Origin of the sequence: Bradyrhizobium sp. 44 (assembly GCF_023073095.1) — a bacterium.
GTDB lineage: Bacteria > Pseudomonadota > Alphaproteobacteria > Rhizobiales > Xanthobacteraceae > Bradyrhizobium.
Genome location: NZ_JADPIY010000029.1, coordinates 639,452 through 653,600, shown reverse-complemented (window position 1 = coordinate 653,600; position 14,149 = coordinate 639,452). Strand labels below are relative to the sequence as shown.

Genomic DNA, 14,149 nt, shown 5'->3' with positions numbered 1-14,149 from the left:
TGCCACAAAGGAAAGATTCTGGATTGCTTCGCTGCGCTCGCAATGACGATGCGGAGGCTGCGGGCGCGATGCTTCCTCCCATGTCCGCCCTACCCCGCCTCGTCCGTCACCATCCGCGCCACGACGCGGTCGCGGCGGATGAAGTGGTGCCAGAGCGCGGCGATCACGTGAACCGCGATCAAGGCGAGCAGCACATAGGCAAAAAGGATGTGGCGGTCTTCATAGGCGCCCGCCGCCACGCGGTCGGGGGCGGTGAATTGCGGCACGTGAAACAGGCCGAAGAAGTCCGAATAATCAGGTGCGTGCGCACCGGAATGCGCCCAGCCGAGCATGGTGACGACGATGACTGCGAGGTAGAGCGCGCCCTGGCTGACATGGGCGGCGACCTTCTGCCACCGCGAGGTCTCGGCCGGCATGGCGGGCGTCGGGTTAACGAGGCGCCAGACCAGGCGCAGCACCGTGAGCAGCAGAATCACATAGCCGATATCGGCGTGGATCGAGCGGTAGAAGAAGCGGTCGGGACGCGCCGGGATGTGGTTCATCCACCACCCGAAGCCGATCATGCCGATGATGGTCAGCGCCAGAACCCAGTGCAGCCATCGGGAAATGCTGCCCCAGCCGTGGCTGGTATTTCTGATCATGTCGGCTCTCCGGAGTTTTGCGGGCCTGTCCCTATCCGCGCCGCAGTCCGGCAGCTGATATCGGGTCCATGCGGCAATCGCGAAATCGAATCGGTCCAAATTAGCCCTAAGCGCCCCTGCCGCAAAACCGCCCCAAAAACCGAATGGTAACCATGTCCGGCTAGAGTGATCACGTGACCAATTCCCCGACGATTCTGGTGTTCGATTCCGGCCTTGGCGGGCTCACGGTCCTGCGTGAGGTCGTGGCCGCGCGCTCCGACGCGCATTACGTCTACGTCGCGGACGACGCCTTCTTTCCCTACGGCCACCACAGCGAGGACGAGATCATCGCCCGCGTGGTGCCGCTGATGGGGGAATTGGTCGGCACGCATGATCCTGACCTCGTCGTCATCGCCTGCAACACGGCGTCCACCTTGGTCCTATCGCATCTGCGCGCCGCTTATTCCCTGCCCTTCGTCGGCACTGTGCCCGCGATCAAGCCGGCCTGCGCGCAGTCGAGGAGCCGGCGGGTGTCGGTGCTCGGCACCAAGGGCACGGTGAAGCGCGAATACACCAAGGCGCTGATCCGGGATTTCGCGCAAGGCTGCGAGGTGACACTGGTCGGTTCGCCCGAGCTGGCTGCGCTGGCTGAAGCAGAGCTCAGCGGCTCTCCCGTCAGCGACGACGCCATCCTCGCCGAGCTCGCCCCGTGTTTCGTCGGCGATGCCGGGGACGCAGGCGCACGCACCGACACCGTGGTGCTCGCCTGCACGCATTATCCACTGCTGCTCGACCGGCTGAAAAAGCTCGCGCCCTGGCCGGTCGACTGGATCGATCCGGCGCCCGCGATCGCCCGCCGCGTCTCGGATCTGCTCGGCGCGCAGACCAGTGGCATCGCGCAGTCCGGCGCCGAGATGATCTTCACCTCGAACCGCGTCCATGGCCTTTCGGCCAAGCTGACGCCGTTCTTCGGCGGCCGCATTCCAGCCTGACCTTGCGCCTCGACGGCGCGCTGCTAGGCTCCGCCCTCGTCGTTTCCTGCAGGTTCTTCCCATGTCCGTCCCGACCACGCCGCTCAACCGTCTCCGCCAGCTCTGGCGCGAGGGTCGTCCCGCCTTCGGCGCGATCGCGACGATCCCGAGCGTGCAGACCGTGCAGATCATGGCGCGCTCACTCGACTGGATCATCGTCGATCTCGAGCATGGGCCGATTGGACTGACCGAAGCACATGCGATGATCGCGGCCACGACCGGCACACCGTGCACGCCGCTGGTGCGGATCGCGGCGAACGAACCGTGGCTTGCGAAGGCACCGATGGACATCGGCGCCTTCGGCATCAATTTCCCGATGATCACCAATCGCGCGGAGGCCGAGAAAGCGGTGCGCAGCGTGCGCTATCCACCACGCGGCGATCGGCTCTGGGGTCCGTTCCATGCGCCATTTCGCTGGGGCCAGTCGATGCCGGACTACATGGCCAGCTCCGACGACGAGATGATCTGCATGATCACCATCGAGCACGTCGAGGCCGTCAACCGAATCGACGAGATCATGGCCACGCCCGGCATCGACGTCGCCGTAATCGGCCCCGGCGATCTCGCCACCTCCATCAACAAGCGCGGCCAGATGGACGATCCGGAATTGCTGGAGCTGGTGGCGCGGGCCGAGGCTGGCATCCTCAGAAGCGGCGTGCCGATCGGCGGCGTGGCGCGTACCGCGGACCAGGCCAATGCCCTGGTCGATCGCGGCTACCGCGCGATCGCGCTCGGCTTTGACTGGTCCCTGTTCCAGCGCGGCATCATGGCAGCGTTCGAGGGGATCAAGCGCTAGCCTTGAGCCTTTGCCTGGAGTTTTGCCGAGAGCCTTGCCGGGAACCACCGCGCTGCTAGGGTCGGTCGTTCCAGGGAGGAAAAACCATGCTCAAAAAGACTTTGCTCGCTCTCGCCTTCACCGGCCTCGCTGTTGCGGCCTTCGCCCAGCAGCCCGGCATCAAGCGCACCCCGCTCCAGAAGGTCGAATTTCCCGATGGCTACAACACCATCACCGCCATCGCGGAGGTCCCGGCGGGCGGCGCGGCGGGACGCCATACCCATCCGGGCATCGAGACCGGCTACGTGCTGGAAGGCGAGCTCAATCTCCTCATCGACGGGCAGCCGGAAAAGACGCTGAAAGCCGGCGATTCCTACCAGATCCCGGCGGGCGTCGTGCATGACGCCAAGGCCCACGGCGACAAGGCTATGAAAGTGCTTGGAGTTTACGTCGTCGACAAGACCAAGCCGCTGGCCTCGCCGGCGCCCTGATGCGGCGAACCGACCGGCCCCATGCGGGTTGGTTCGTGCTAGAGCAGGCGGCGAGCGGGAACCCGCTCGCTGCACAAACTTTAATCAGGGGAAACCAAAGAGCGATGCGCGGGACGCCCAAGACCATTTCGCTGCCGCGTCGCCTGATTATCGACCTCATGCACGCATCGATGGGCGTGCCCTTCGTGTCCCTGTCCCGTTCGCTCGATATTGGCCCCCTGCAGGAGGCCCGCGCGGGCGCGATGGCACCAGCCGGCTGGGCGGCCATGTTCGTCAAGGCTTTTGCCCTGGTCGCCAGCAACGAGCCGGTCCTGCGTACCGTCTATGCCAAATGGCCCTGGCCGTCGCTTTACGAGCTCCCGAAGAGCGTGGCGTCGGTGGCCATTGCCCGGGTCGAGGGCGGCGAGGAATGCGTGATCCCGCAGCGAATCGTGGCTCCCGAGGCCATGACCCTGGCTGAGGTCGACGCCGAGATCCGGCGCGCCAAGACCGCCCCGATCGACGAAATTCCCATGTTCCGCAAGATCATGCGGGTGACCCGTCTGCCGCTGCCGCTGCGGCGGATGTCCTGGGCGATAGGACTGAATTTCGGCCGGCAGCGCGGCAACTGGTTCGGCAGCTTCGCGGTGAGCTCGGTGGCCGCCTATGGTGGCGGCGAGCTTCACCCGATCACGCCCGGCCCCTTCATCGTCAGCTATGGGATGGTCGGGCCTGACCAGACCATCCATGTCGTGATCCGCTGGGATCACCGGGTCACCGACGCCGCCCCGATCGCCCAGGTCCTGACCCGGCTGGAACAGGTCCTGAACACTGAAATCGCTGCCGAATTGCGTGCGGCCGGGTCAAAGCCGATCCGGGCGGTCGGGACGTGAGTCCGGGCCATTCGCATTGACAGCGAGCCCCAAGTCCCCCTAAAAGCCGCTTGCTCGCGGGCCGATTTCGGCCCGCGAAGCGTTTCGCGACCCGTGGTCCTGTCCCTTAAGCTTTGGGGATCGGACCTGTCAGTGCCGGGCTAGCCCGTCACACAGGAGGGCGCGTTTCCTCAAACCAAGTACCTGAAGAGGACGCGATGACTAAGCGCAGTGAGGCGAAGTACAAACTCGATCGCCGTATGGGCCAGAACATCTGGGGCCGCCCGAAGAGCCCCGTGAACCGCCGCGAATACGGCCCCGGCCAGCACGGCCAGCGCCGCAAGGGCAAGCTCTCCGACTTCGGCGTGCAGCTGCGCGCCAAGCAGAAGCTGAAGGGCTATTACGCCAACATCTCCGAGCGTCAGTTCCACAGCATCTATGTCGAGGCCAGCCGTCTCAAGGGTGATACCGGCGAGAACCTGATCGGCCTGCTCGAGCGCCGTCTCGACGCGGTCGTGTACCGCGCCAAGTTCGTCTCGACGATCTTCGCCGCGCGCCAGTTCATCAACCACGGCCACGTCAAGGTGAACGGCCGCAAGGTCAACATCTCGAGCTATCTGGTCAAGCTCGGCGATGTGATCGAGGTCAAGGAATCCTCCAAGCAGCTCGCTCACGTCCTCGAAGCCAGCCAGCTCTCCGAGCGTGACACCCCCGACTATCTCGAAGTCGACCACGGCAAGATGACCGCGAAATACATTCGCATCCCGCACCTCTCCGACGTGCCGTTCCCGGTGCAGATGGAGCCGCATCTGGTCGTCGAATTCTATTCGCGCTGATAATTGCAGCATCGACAAAGGCCCCGGTTTTCCGGGGCCTTTTTGTTTGTTAGCATGCCATTGATGTCTCGCACGGCCGACCAGCTCGCCAACACTCATCCTTCGGCAACGCCGACTGAAGCGGCGCTTGGAGCGTGGGAGGCCCTCTCCCGCGACGAGCAGATCTGCCGATATCAGGGGCTGTTCGCTCAGCCCGATTGCAATATCTTCGCTGCCGACACGCTAGACGACATCCTGCTCGCCGCGCGACAGCGCGTCGCTCAACGTTCTCGTGGCTAGTTCAGGTCATTGGGACACGCACGCAACACGTTGCCATTGTTCGACTAGAGAATGAGACCAGCCATGCTCTACACCCCTCCCCCGATCGATCCCAAAGCGCCGCCAGTGCGCATCAATCTGCTCTCTGACACGCAGACAAAGCCGACACCCGCAATGCGCGAGGCGATGGCGCGGGCGGAGGTCGGCGACGAGCAGGTCGGCGACGATCCGACCGTGAATGCGCTGTGCGAGCGCGTCGCCGAGCTGCTCGGCAAGGAAGCCGCCGTGTACATGCCGTCAGGCACGATGTGCAACGTCACCGCAACGCTGGTGCATTGCCGCCCCGGCGACGAGATCCTCGCCCATGAGAGCGCCCATATCATCGCGCGCGAAGGCGGCGCGCATGCCGCGATCGGCGGCTTCCAGGTCACGCAGCTGAAGGGACCCGACGGCCAGTTCACGCCGGAGACCTTTCGCAGAGCGCTGCATCCGCGCACGCGCTACCAACCGCCACAGACGGTGGTCAGCGTCGAGCAGACCGCCAATATCGGCGGCGGTACGGTCTGGAAGAAGGCCGCGCTCGACGAGATCGTCGCGATCGCGAAACAACATGGCCTCGTCACCCACATGGACGGCGCGCGCCTGCTCAACGCCACTGTCGCAAGCGGCATCTCCCCGCGCGACATGACCGCGGGCTGGGATTCGGCCTGGATCGACTTCTCGAAGGGCTTGGGCGCGCCGATCGGCGGCGTGCTGGCGGGCTCGCGCGCCTTCATCGATGCGGTCTGGCAGTGGAAGCAGCGGCTCGGCGGCTCAATGCGACAGGCCGGAATCTGCGCGGCGGCCTGCATCTACGCGCTCGACCATCATGTCGAGCGGCTCGCCGACGATCACGCCAACGCGCGCGCGCTCGCCCGCGGACTGTCGCAGATCGCAGGCGTCGAGGTGCAGGAGCCCGAAACCAACCTGGTGTTCTTCAAGCCCGATGCCGCCGGCATTCCCGGCGACAAGATGGTTGCGGCGCTGCGCCAACGCGGCGTGACGCTTGCGATGATGGATGGCCGCATCCGTGCCTGCACCCATCTCGACGTCAATGCGAGCCAGGTCGAGGAGACGATCGGATATATCCGCGAGATCGTGCGCGGAGCGTAATCACCGCCCCATCGCCTGGTAGATCAACGTCTTCAGCGCCAGCTGAATCCGGCCGCGCTGCGTCGGAGTCTGCACCATGAAGATCCCGAACAGATCGTCCTCGGGATCGATGAAGAAGAACGTGCCGCCGACGCCGTCCCAGCGATATTCGCCGAGCGGCCACGTTGTTCCAGAGGGCACCGAGGTGCGCACGGCGAAGCCGAGACCGAAGCCGGAAGACCCGCCCGGATAATAGTTCTGGTCGCGCGCGATCTTCGTCTCCGGCCCGATATGATCGGAGGCCATCAGCGCGATGGTCTCCGGTTTGAGATAGCGCCGGCCGTCATAAGTGCCGCCGTTGAGCAGCATCTGGGCGAAATGGGCGTAGTCGCCGACCGTGCCGACCATACCGCCGCCGCCCGATTCCCATGTCGCGGGCCGCCTGATGTCGCGGACCTGCGTCGTCGGATTGATATTGCGATCCCCCGGCATCGGCTCGGCGATGCGCGGGAATTTGGCGGGATCGGCAACGAAGAAGGCCGTCTCGGTCATGCCGAGCGGATCAAGCAGCCGCTCCTTCTCGAACTGCAGCAGCGTCTTTCCCGCGATGATTTCGACGACGCGGCCGAGCACGTCGGTGGAATAGCCATAGTCCCACACCGTGCCGGGCTGCTCGACCAGCGGCAGCGTGGCGATCTTGGCGGCGAATTCGGCGTTGGTCAGATTACTGTTGAAGAGATTGGCGTCCGCGTAGAGCTCGCGCACCATACCGCCGCCGTAATAGCCGTAAGGCAGCCCCGAGGTGTGGCGCAGCAGATCCTTGATCGTGATGGGTCGCTCCAGCGGCTCCAGCGACAGCGTGACTTTGCCGTCCTCGGCCTTCTTCTCGATGCCGACCTTCATGCCGGCGAAGGCCGGAATGTATTGCGAGACGGGATCGTCGAGCGACAGCTTGCCCTCCTCGACCAGCATCATCGCCATGACCGAGGTGACCGGCTTCGACATCGAGTAGAGGCGGAAGATCGTGTCCGCGCTCATCGATAACTCGGTCGCGACGTCGCGGACGCCGAAATCTCGGTAATACACCGGCTTGCCGTGCTGCTGAAGCAGCAGGATGGCGCCGGGAATCTTGCCGGTGGCGACCTCGTTGCGGATGTAATCGGAAACCTTCGCCAGCCCCGCAGGCGATAGCGTGCGGGCCGCAGGTCTCTCCGAGCCTGCCTTCGTAACGATGCCGCCGGCGAGAAGGACGAGCGCCGCGATCAATGCGCGGCGCCCGAACATGTCAGTTCTCCATCGCTTCATAAACCAGCTGCTTCAATGTTCGCTGCACGCGCTGGCGCTCGGTCGGGGTCTGCTCCAGCAGCACGAAGAACATGTCCTGCTTGGGATCGATCACGAAATAACAGCCGGAGGCGCCGTCCCATTTTAATTCGCCGAGATCGCCGGGCGGCGGCGGTTTTGCGTTGCCGGGGTCGGTGCGCACCGCAAGTCCAAGACCGAAGCCGAAACCATCGCCGGGGAAATAGAAATAATCGCGATCGACGCCCGACTTGGGGCCGATCTGGTCGGTCACCATCAGCTTGAACGTCTCGGGCTTGAGAATCGTCTTGCCGTTGAGACTGCCGCCCTTGAGCAGCATCTGCGTAAAGCGTTCATAATCGGCCATGGTCGTCACCATACCGCCGCTGGCGAACTGGATCTTCTTGATCACCGTCGGATCGTTGATCCGTCCGACCCGGAAATCGCTGTCGTTCGGCACCGGCTGCGCCAGCAGCTTCTGCTTCTCGGGATCGGTGACGAAGAAGCCGGTATCGACCATGCCGAGCGGGTCGAGCAGCTTCTCCCGCTCGATCTCGATGAGCGGCTTGCCGGCCGCGACTTCCATGACCCGCGCCAGGATGTCGGTGGAATGGCCGTATTGCCACAGCGCGCCCGGCTGGTTGTGGAGCGGAAGTTTTGCGATTCGCTCGGCGAACTCCGCGAGGTCGAAATCGCCGGCATAGATGTTGGCGTCGCGATAGGCCTTGCGGACCAGGCTGTCGCCATAGAAGCCGTAGGTGACGCCCGAAGTGTGCGTCATCAAATCGTGCACCGTCATCGGCCGGCTCGGCGGCACGAGCTCAAGCGACTTGGTGCCGTCCTCGGCCTTCTTCTCGACGCCGACTTTCACATTGGCGAAGGACGGAATGTATTTCGAGACGGGATCGTCGAGCTTGATCGTACCTTCCTCGATCAACTTCACTGCGACGACGGAGGTGATCGCCTTGCTCATCGAGAACAGGCGGAAGATCGTCTTGTCCGTGATCGGCGCCTTGCTGACCGCGTCCTGCACGCCGAAGACTTCGTGGTAGACCGGCTTGCCATGTTGCTTGATGAGGACGTTTGCGCCGGCGATCTTGCCGGTCGCGACCTCGTTCTTGAAGAACTCGGTGATCCTCGCGAGCTTGTCCGGATTGAAATGCGCGCCGGCCGGAATCTCGTAGGTGCCCTCCGCCCGCGCAAGCGACATCGTACCCAACGACACAAGCGCGGCGCAGACCAGCGCGCGCAGTCCAGACTGTAAAATCATATCCCCTCCCCGGAACATGGCCCGGGGAGTGTACCGACCGCGTCATCAGGCACAAGGGCCGCCGTACCGCGCCAAAACGTCCGCGTGCAGAGTCGCGCTCTTTTCCGAGAAACAACAAAATATGACGTCGACGACCAGCGGCGCGGCGGGAAGGGCTTCAATGGTCGCATGGACCGCAATCTTCGCCGCCTGGTCGGCCGGAAAGCCGTAAACCCCGGTCGAAATCGCGGAGAACGCCACGGAGGTCAGCCGATTGGCCCCGCAGAGCTCAAGCGTACGGCGATAGCATGAGCCCAGCGCCTGCGCCTCACCGCGAGTGCCGCCGTGCCAGACCGGGCCGACCGCATGGATCACATGGGGTGCAGGGAGAAGGTAACCCTTCGTGATCTTGGCATCGCCGGTCGGGCATCCTCCGAGCTTCCGACACTCGGCCAGAAGCTCGGGCCCGGCCGCCCGATGGATGGCACCATCGACGCCGCCGCCACCCAGCAGCGACGTGTTGGCCGCGTTGACGATGGCGTCAACGCTCAGCGTGGTGATGTCAGCGACTATGACCTTGAGCTCCGCGCCGCCGATCCGGCGCGTCAGCTGGGTCACCTATCAGGCCGCGACAGCGACGCCCTTTTCGGAGAACAGCTGCTGCAATTCACCGGCCTGGAACATCTCGCGGACAATGTCGCAGCCGCCGACGAACTCGCCCTTCACATAGAGCTGCGGGATGGTCGGCCAGTTCGAAAAGTCCTTGATGCCGTTGCGCAGTTCGGCGGATTCGAGAACGTTGAGGCCCTTATAGCCGACGCCGATGTGGTCGAGAATCTGGACGACCTGGCCGGAGAAGCCGCACTGCGGAAATTGCGGTGTGCCCTTCATGAACAGAACCACGTCGTTCGACTTCACTTCGTTGGCGATGAATTCCTCGATGCTCATATCCGTGTCCTTCTGGGGCGGAGCCCACTCCAATCGCTTCGGGCTGGCTCAGCCGATTTAACCCGATCCCTGCCTATATATGTAGCCCAAACCGTTGTGCATCCAAAGTAAAATGGCGGCGAGCGGCCCCTGGGCGGACCGCTCTCGGCAGCAGCGGCCCATTGCATGATGGCACGAATATCATAGCCGAGGAGGACTTTCATACCGTCACGGAGCCCCTATCTAGGACGAACCAGGCGTTTTGGAACCCGACAACGCCAACAACGTTCTCTTGTCCTGTCTGGAGAAAAACGTGACGAAACAAGCCTCCGCTACGGCCCCCGCTCCGTCACCGTCGGCCGATTTGGGCGGCCTTGCCCAGAGGCTGGAAGACGCGTTTCTCAACGTCCGCGACGAGACCGAGCGCCGGGCCGCACCGCTGTCGCCGGAGGATCAGCAGATCCAGTCCATGCCGGACGCGAGCCCGACGAAATGGCACCGGGCGCACACCACCTGGTTCTGGGAGCAATTCGTGCTCGGCGAGCACTGTGCGGGCTACCGGCCCTTTCACCCTGACTTCGCCTTCCTGTTCAATTCCTATTACGTCAGCGCCGGCCCACGCCATTCCCGCAATCACCGCGGCGATATCACCCGTCCGAGCGCCGATCAGGTCGGCGCCTATCGAAAACATGTCGACGCTGCCGTCGTGACATTCTTCCGCGACGCCGGCGAGGACAAGCTTCGCGAGATCGCGCCGCTGGTCGAGGTCGGCCTCAACCACGAGCAGCAGCATCAGGAATTGATGTTCACCGACATCCTGCACGCCTTCGCGCAGAACCCGATCCCGCCGGCCTATGATCCGGGCTGGCGCTTCCCGGCCGCAACGCCGGCCAGCGAGGATTGGCTGACGCTGAACGAAGGCATCCACACCGTCGGTCATGTCGACGAGAGTTTTCATTTCGACAACGAGAAGCCGGCGCATCGCGCCCTCGTCGGCCCGGTCAAGCTCGCACGCAATCTCGTCACCAATGGCGAATGGCTCGCCTTCATGCGCGACGGTGGCTACCGGACCGCAACGCTGTGGCTGATGGACGGTTTTGCGACCGTGAACAACGAGGGCTGGGACGCCCCCGGCCATTGGCGCGAGATCGACGGCCAGTGGCATGTCATGACGCTGGCCGGCCTCAAGCCGGTCGATCCCGACGCGCCCGTCTGCCACGTCAGCTATTACGAGGCTGACGCCTTTGCGCGCTGGGCCGGAAAACATCTGCCCACCGAGATGGAATGGGAGGTCGCGGCCCGCGCGGGCCAGCTCAACGATGCGTTCGGCATCGTCTGGCAGTGGACGCGGTCGTCCTACTCGCCATACCCCGGCTATCGCGCCATCGAAGGCGCGCTCGGCGAATACAACGGCAAGTTCATGGTCAACCAGCTGGTGCTGCGCGGCTCCTCGCTTGCAACCCCGGAGGGGCACAGCCGTATCACCTATCGTAACTTCTTTTATCCGCACCACCGGTGGCAATTCACGGGACTGCGGCTCGCCGACTACGAGTAAAATTCTCATCCGACGACAAATGCGCGCCGGACAGCGCGTTCAGGAGAGTATCATGAATGTGCACGCCAGCGCTTTGGCCGAAGCCCATCTTCCCCACGAACAAACCACCGCCTTTGCCCGCGAGGCCATCGAGGACCTCTCGCAGCAGCCCAAAAAGCTGTCGCCGAAATATTTCTACGATGCGGCCGGATCGGAATTGTTCGAAGCGATCACACGGCTGCCGGAATATTACCCGACGCGCACGGAGCTGGCGATCCTGAAGGAGCGTGGCAGCGAGATCGCAAAGATCATTCCGGAGCACGCGGCGCTCGTCGAATTCGGCGCGGGCGCGACCACAAAGGTTCGCCTGCTGCTCAACCACTGCAAGTTCGCGGCCTATGTGCCCGTCGACATCTCCGGCGACTTCCTGACGGCGCAGGCGAACGGCCTGAAGCGGGATTTTCCGTCACTCGGCATCTACCCGGTGGCGGCCGACTTCACCACACCGTTCGAGCTGCCCAAGGCGGTGGCGACCATGCCCAAGGTCGGGTTCTTCCCGGGCTCGACCATCGGCAATTTCGAGCCGCATGAAGCGCAGGCGTTCCTGAAGAGCGCGCGCGCTATCCTGGGCCGGGGTGCGCAGATGATCATCGGCGCCGACCTCGAGAAGGAGGAGCGCCTGCTCCACGACGCCTATAACGATGCCGCCGGCGTCACCGCGCGTTTCAACCTCAATGTGCTGGTACGGATCAATCGCGAACTCGGCGGCAATTTCGACCTCTCCGCCTTCACCCATCGCGCGATCTACAATCGCGAGCGGCACCGCATCGAGATGCACCTGATCAGCAAGAAGAGCCAGACCGTGCGCCTGCTCGGCACCAGCTTTTCGTTCCGCGCGGGCGAGAGCATCCACACCGAGAACAGCTACAAATACAGCATCGAGCGCTTCGCCGCGCTGGCGCAGGGCGCAGGCTGGCGCGTGCGCGAGAGCTGGACGGATGTCGCGAAGATGTTCTCGGTGCATGCGCTGGAGGCGGCGGAGTAAGCGCTCCGGCGCCAATGGCGCCGGCTCAATGCTCCTCGGCTTGTTCCGGCGTCGATCCCAGGGAGACCGACTCCCACACCGCAACGACGATCATGATCACCGTCGCGGCGACCGACAGCCATAGCGGGGACAGTTCGGCGGCGAACCACGACAGCGCCAGAAGCAGAATGATGCCGATGCCGTGCGAGAGCTGGAGGAAGCCGCGGATCGCATGCTTGAACAGGATGGTGCCGACCAGGAACAGCAGCGGCCCGCCGATCGTGCTGACGATGGTCCTGATATCGGAATGGCCGACCGGATGCTTCAGCACCAGCTCGTCGGAGACCGCGGTCAGGATGATGCCGGCGACGATCGGCATGTGCAGATAGGTATAGGCGAGCCGCGCCAACCGGCCGGATTCGGCGGATTTCGAGATGCGCTCGGCGCCGGCCTCGGCGCCCTTGTGGAAATAGACCCACCACATCGCGATGCTGCCGACCAGCGCGGAGACGAAGGCCAAAATGTTGTCCGCGGTCCAGTCCAGCTCGGCAAAGGTGGCGCCGTTGACGACGACGGCCTCGCCGAGCGCGATGATGACGAAGAGCGAGCAGCGCTCGGCCATGTGGCCGCCTTCGACGGCCCAGGCCTCGACCGACGAGAAGCCCAGTTTCGGGACCCAGAAGCGCACTGCCGGCGAGATGTATTCGATCGTCAGCGCCACGATCCAGAACCACAGCCGCACCTCGTCATGGGCGAGGCCGCCGAGGATCCAGAAGATCGCGGAAACCGAGAGCCATGTCAGGATGCGGATCGCATTGTGCCGGACCGCCGTTCGGTGGCGCGGAGTCGCAAACATCCAGAAGGCGGTGCGCCCGACCTGCATCGTTGCGTAGGCGATCGCAAACCACAGGCCCCGCCCCTCGAACGCGGTCGGAATCGTCGTGGACAGCACGAGGCCACCCAGCATCATCAGGAAGATCAGGATCCGGACCGGCGTCAGCTCGGGATCGAGCCAGTTGGTGACCCAGGCGGTGTAGACCCACACCCACCATACCGCGAGAAACAGCACCGCGACGTGCATCGCACCGAGCGGCGTGAAATGGTGCAGCAGTGTGTGCGAGACCTGCGTGATCGCGAAAACGAAGACCAGGTCGAAGAACAGCTCGGCATTGGTGACGCGGCTGTGCTGGTTCGGCAGGATGACGCGAAACATCGCGCCGCGAGGATTGTCCGCAGCCATCGTCATGCCCCCGTCACGATCGGATCAGGCGCCCGGCACCCCGGTTTGCAGCGCCAGCGCATGCAGCACGCCGCCCATCTGGCCGCGCAGGGACTGATAGACGATCTGGTGCTGCTGGACGCGGGACTTGCCGCGGAAGGTCTCCGAGATCACGGTCGCGGCATAGTGATCGCCGTCCCCGGCGAGGTCACGGATGGTCACCTCGGCATCGGGGATCGCCGCCTTGATCATCGCCTCGATATCGTGGGCGTCCATTGGCATTCGGGTCGTGCTCCTGTCTCGGCTGCAATCAGCCTTGTCGTCGAATCGCTGCCGGGGTCCGGGATCTGCAAAGCCAAACTTGCCGGCGGGGCCAAACTTAGCGTGAACGGCCTTCTACGTCACGCCTTCCGGCACTATATCGGTGATCCGATCTGGATAAAGCCACGACAAAGTGCCGCGCGCGGCAGAGTGATCGAAAAAGGCGTGAAATCATGAAGCTTCCAGGGCCCGACCACCCCATCACCATCACCCCAAATCCCCGGCGCGTCCGGGTCACGGCCGGCGATATCGTGATCGCCGAGACCACCAAGGCGCTGACGCTGAAAGAGGCGAAATATCCGGCGGTGCAATATGTGCCGCGACAGGACGCCAACATGGCGCTGCTGGAGCGCACCGACCGTGTCACCCACTGCCCCTACAAGGGAGATGCGAGCTACTACAGCGTCAAGGCCGACGGCAAGACGCTGGACAACGCGATCTGGACTTATGAGGCGCCCTTCCCCGCGATGACCGAGATTTCCGGTCATCTCGCCTTCTACCCGGACAAGGTGAAGATCGAGGAAGTGGGGTAAGCCCACATAGGGCCTGCCGTCATGGCCGGGCTCGTCCCGGCCATCCA

The 14,149-nt window shown here is 64.0% G+C and carries 17 protein-coding genes; 10 read left to right on the top strand and 7 right to left on the bottom strand.

Features of this window, described 5'->3' with window-relative positions; all coding sequences use genetic code 11:
* Window positions 1-89: 89 nt before the first annotated feature.
* Window positions 90-641, bottom strand: coding sequence for a cytochrome b (locus IVB41_RS28845; RefSeq protein WP_247437471.1), 552 nt, complete (start codon window positions 639-641; stop codon window positions 90-92).
* A 173-nt stretch (window positions 642-814) separates the two neighbouring features.
* Here IVB41_RS28845 and murI point away from each other — a divergent pair, with 173 nt between their 5' ends.
* From murI to IVB41_RS28810, 7 genes are all read left to right on the top strand, one after another.
* The gene (murI, locus tag IVB41_RS28840) at window positions 815-1,612 is read left to right on the top strand and encodes a glutamate racemase (protein WP_247437460.1); all 798 of its coding nucleotides are present in this window, start codon (window positions 815-817) and stop codon (window positions 1,610-1,612) included.
* A 61-nt stretch (window positions 1,613-1,673) separates the two neighbouring features.
* Window positions 1,674-2,447, top strand: a complete 774-nt coding sequence (locus IVB41_RS28835) for an HpcH/HpaI aldolase/citrate lyase family protein (protein WP_247287266.1) — start codon at window positions 1,674-1,676, stop codon at window positions 2,445-2,447.
* A gap of 86 nt (window positions 2,448-2,533) precedes the next feature.
* A complete protein-coding gene (locus IVB41_RS28830) occupies window positions 2,534-2,917 on the top strand; it encodes a cupin domain-containing protein (protein WP_027518835.1) in 384 nt (127 codons plus the stop codon).
* A 104-nt stretch (window positions 2,918-3,021) separates the two neighbouring features.
* Window positions 3,022-3,789, top strand: a complete 768-nt coding sequence (locus tag IVB41_RS28825; protein ID WP_247437458.1) for an acyltransferase — start codon at window positions 3,022-3,024, stop codon at window positions 3,787-3,789.
* Window positions 3,790-3,986: 197 nt separating this feature from the next.
* Window positions 3,987-4,604 (top strand): 30S ribosomal protein S4, encoded by a 618-nt coding sequence (gene rpsD, locus IVB41_RS28820; RefSeq protein ID WP_007602315.1) that lies wholly within the window; start codon window positions 3,987-3,989, stop codon window positions 4,602-4,604.
* A 63-nt stretch (window positions 4,605-4,667) separates the two neighbouring features.
* Window positions 4,668-4,883, top strand: coding sequence for a hypothetical protein (locus IVB41_RS28815; protein ID WP_247437457.1), 216 nt, complete (start codon window positions 4,668-4,670; stop codon window positions 4,881-4,883).
* Window positions 4,884-4,946: 63 nt separating this feature from the next.
* Window positions 4,947-6,014 (top strand): low specificity L-threonine aldolase, encoded by a 1,068-nt coding sequence (locus tag IVB41_RS28810; RefSeq protein ID WP_247437455.1) that lies wholly within the window; start codon window positions 4,947-4,949, stop codon window positions 6,012-6,014.
* Here IVB41_RS28810 and IVB41_RS28805 read toward each other — a convergent pair whose 3' ends face one another.
* From IVB41_RS28805 to grxD, 4 genes are read right to left on the bottom strand one after another with little or no spacing between them, the layout of a single operon-like run.
* Window positions 6,015-7,277: a serine hydrolase gene (locus tag IVB41_RS28805; protein WP_247437453.1), complete on the bottom strand. Its 1,263-nt coding sequence runs from the start codon at window positions 7,275-7,277 to the stop codon at window positions 6,015-6,017. It abuts the gene before it with no gap.
* A 1-nt stretch (window position 7,278) separates the two neighbouring features.
* Window positions 7,279-8,565 (bottom strand): serine hydrolase, encoded by a 1,287-nt coding sequence (locus IVB41_RS28800; protein ID WP_247437451.1) that lies wholly within the window; start codon window positions 8,563-8,565, stop codon window positions 7,279-7,281.
* A 45-nt stretch (window positions 8,566-8,610) separates the two neighbouring features.
* Window positions 8,611-9,162, bottom strand: a complete 552-nt coding sequence (locus IVB41_RS28795) for an O-acetyl-ADP-ribose deacetylase (protein ID WP_247437449.1) — start codon at window positions 9,160-9,162, stop codon at window positions 8,611-8,613.
* A gap of 3 nt (window positions 9,163-9,165) precedes the next feature.
* Window positions 9,166-9,492, bottom strand: coding sequence for a Grx4 family monothiol glutaredoxin (gene grxD, locus IVB41_RS28790; protein WP_063995769.1), 327 nt, complete (start codon window positions 9,490-9,492; stop codon window positions 9,166-9,168).
* Between the two features lie 241 nt (window positions 9,493-9,733).
* Between grxD and egtB the strand changes: the two genes are divergently transcribed.
* A complete protein-coding gene (egtB, locus tag IVB41_RS28785) occupies window positions 9,734-11,026 on the top strand; it encodes an ergothioneine biosynthesis protein EgtB (RefSeq protein ID WP_247437448.1) in 1,293 nt (430 codons plus the stop codon).
* A 52-nt stretch (window positions 11,027-11,078) separates the two neighbouring features.
* A complete protein-coding gene (gene egtD / locus IVB41_RS28780; RefSeq protein WP_247437446.1) occupies window positions 11,079-12,050 on the top strand; it encodes an L-histidine N(alpha)-methyltransferase in 972 nt (323 codons plus the stop codon).
* A 25-nt stretch (window positions 12,051-12,075) separates the two neighbouring features.
* On the opposite strand, the gene IVB41_RS28775 is transcribed toward egtD, so the two are convergent.
* Window positions 12,076-13,269, bottom strand: a complete 1,194-nt coding sequence (locus IVB41_RS28775) for a low temperature requirement protein A (RefSeq protein ID WP_247438226.1) — start codon at window positions 13,267-13,269, stop codon at window positions 12,076-12,078.
* A gap of 24 nt (window positions 13,270-13,293) precedes the next feature.
* Window positions 13,294-13,530, bottom strand: coding sequence for a BolA/IbaG family iron-sulfur metabolism protein (locus tag IVB41_RS28770; protein WP_007602284.1), 237 nt, complete (start codon window positions 13,528-13,530; stop codon window positions 13,294-13,296).
* Between the two features lie 212 nt (window positions 13,531-13,742).
* Here IVB41_RS28770 and IVB41_RS28765 point away from each other — a divergent pair, with 212 nt between their 5' ends.
* On the top strand, window positions 13,743-14,102 hold the full coding sequence (locus IVB41_RS28765) for a DUF427 domain-containing protein (RefSeq protein WP_027567668.1): 360 nt from the start codon (window positions 13,743-13,745) through the stop codon (window positions 14,100-14,102).
* Window positions 14,103-14,149 lie beyond the last annotated feature (47 nt).

Bases quoted from the DNA above. Each gene is read 5' to 3' on its own strand.
- IVB41_RS28845 (WP_247437471.1), bottom strand. From the start codon at position 641: ATGATCAGAAATACCAGCCACGGCTGGGGCAGCATTTCCCGATGGCTG.
- IVB41_RS28835 (WP_247287266.1), top strand. From the start codon at position 1,674: ATGTCCGTCCCGACCACGCCGCTCAACCGTCTCCGCCAGCTCTGGCGC.
- IVB41_RS28830 (WP_027518835.1), top strand. From the start codon at position 2,534: ATGCTCAAAAAGACTTTGCTCGCTCTCGCCTTCACCGGCCTCGCTGTT.
- IVB41_RS28825 (WP_247437458.1), top strand. From the start codon at position 3,022: ATGCGCGGGACGCCCAAGACCATTTCGCTGCCGCGTCGCCTGATTATC.
- rpsD (WP_007602315.1), top strand. From the start codon at position 3,987: ATGACTAAGCGCAGTGAGGCGAAGTACAAACTCGATCGCCGTATGGGC.
- IVB41_RS28815 (WP_247437457.1), top strand. From the start codon at position 4,668: ATGTCTCGCACGGCCGACCAGCTCGCCAACACTCATCCTTCGGCAACG.
- IVB41_RS28810 (WP_247437455.1), top strand. From the start codon at position 4,947: ATGCTCTACACCCCTCCCCCGATCGATCCCAAAGCGCCGCCAGTGCGC.
- IVB41_RS28805 (WP_247437453.1), bottom strand. From the start codon at position 7,277: ATGTTCGGGCGCCGCGCATTGATCGCGGCGCTCGTCCTTCTCGCCGGC.
- IVB41_RS28800 (WP_247437451.1), bottom strand. From the start codon at position 8,565: ATGATTTTACAGTCTGGACTGCGCGCGCTGGTCTGCGCCGCGCTTGTG.
- grxD (WP_063995769.1), bottom strand. From the start codon at position 9,492: ATGAGCATCGAGGAATTCATCGCCAACGAAGTGAAGTCGAACGACGTG.
- egtD (WP_247437446.1), top strand. From the start codon at position 11,079: ATGAATGTGCACGCCAGCGCTTTGGCCGAAGCCCATCTTCCCCACGAA.
- IVB41_RS28775 (WP_247438226.1), bottom strand. From the start codon at position 13,269: ATGGCTGCGGACAATCCTCGCGGCGCGATGTTTCGCGTCATCCTGCCG.
- IVB41_RS28770 (WP_007602284.1), bottom strand. From the start codon at position 13,530: ATGCCAATGGACGCCCACGATATCGAGGCGATGATCAAGGCGGCGATC.
- IVB41_RS28765 (WP_027567668.1), top strand. From the start codon at position 13,743: ATGAAGCTTCCAGGGCCCGACCACCCCATCACCATCACCCCAAATCCC.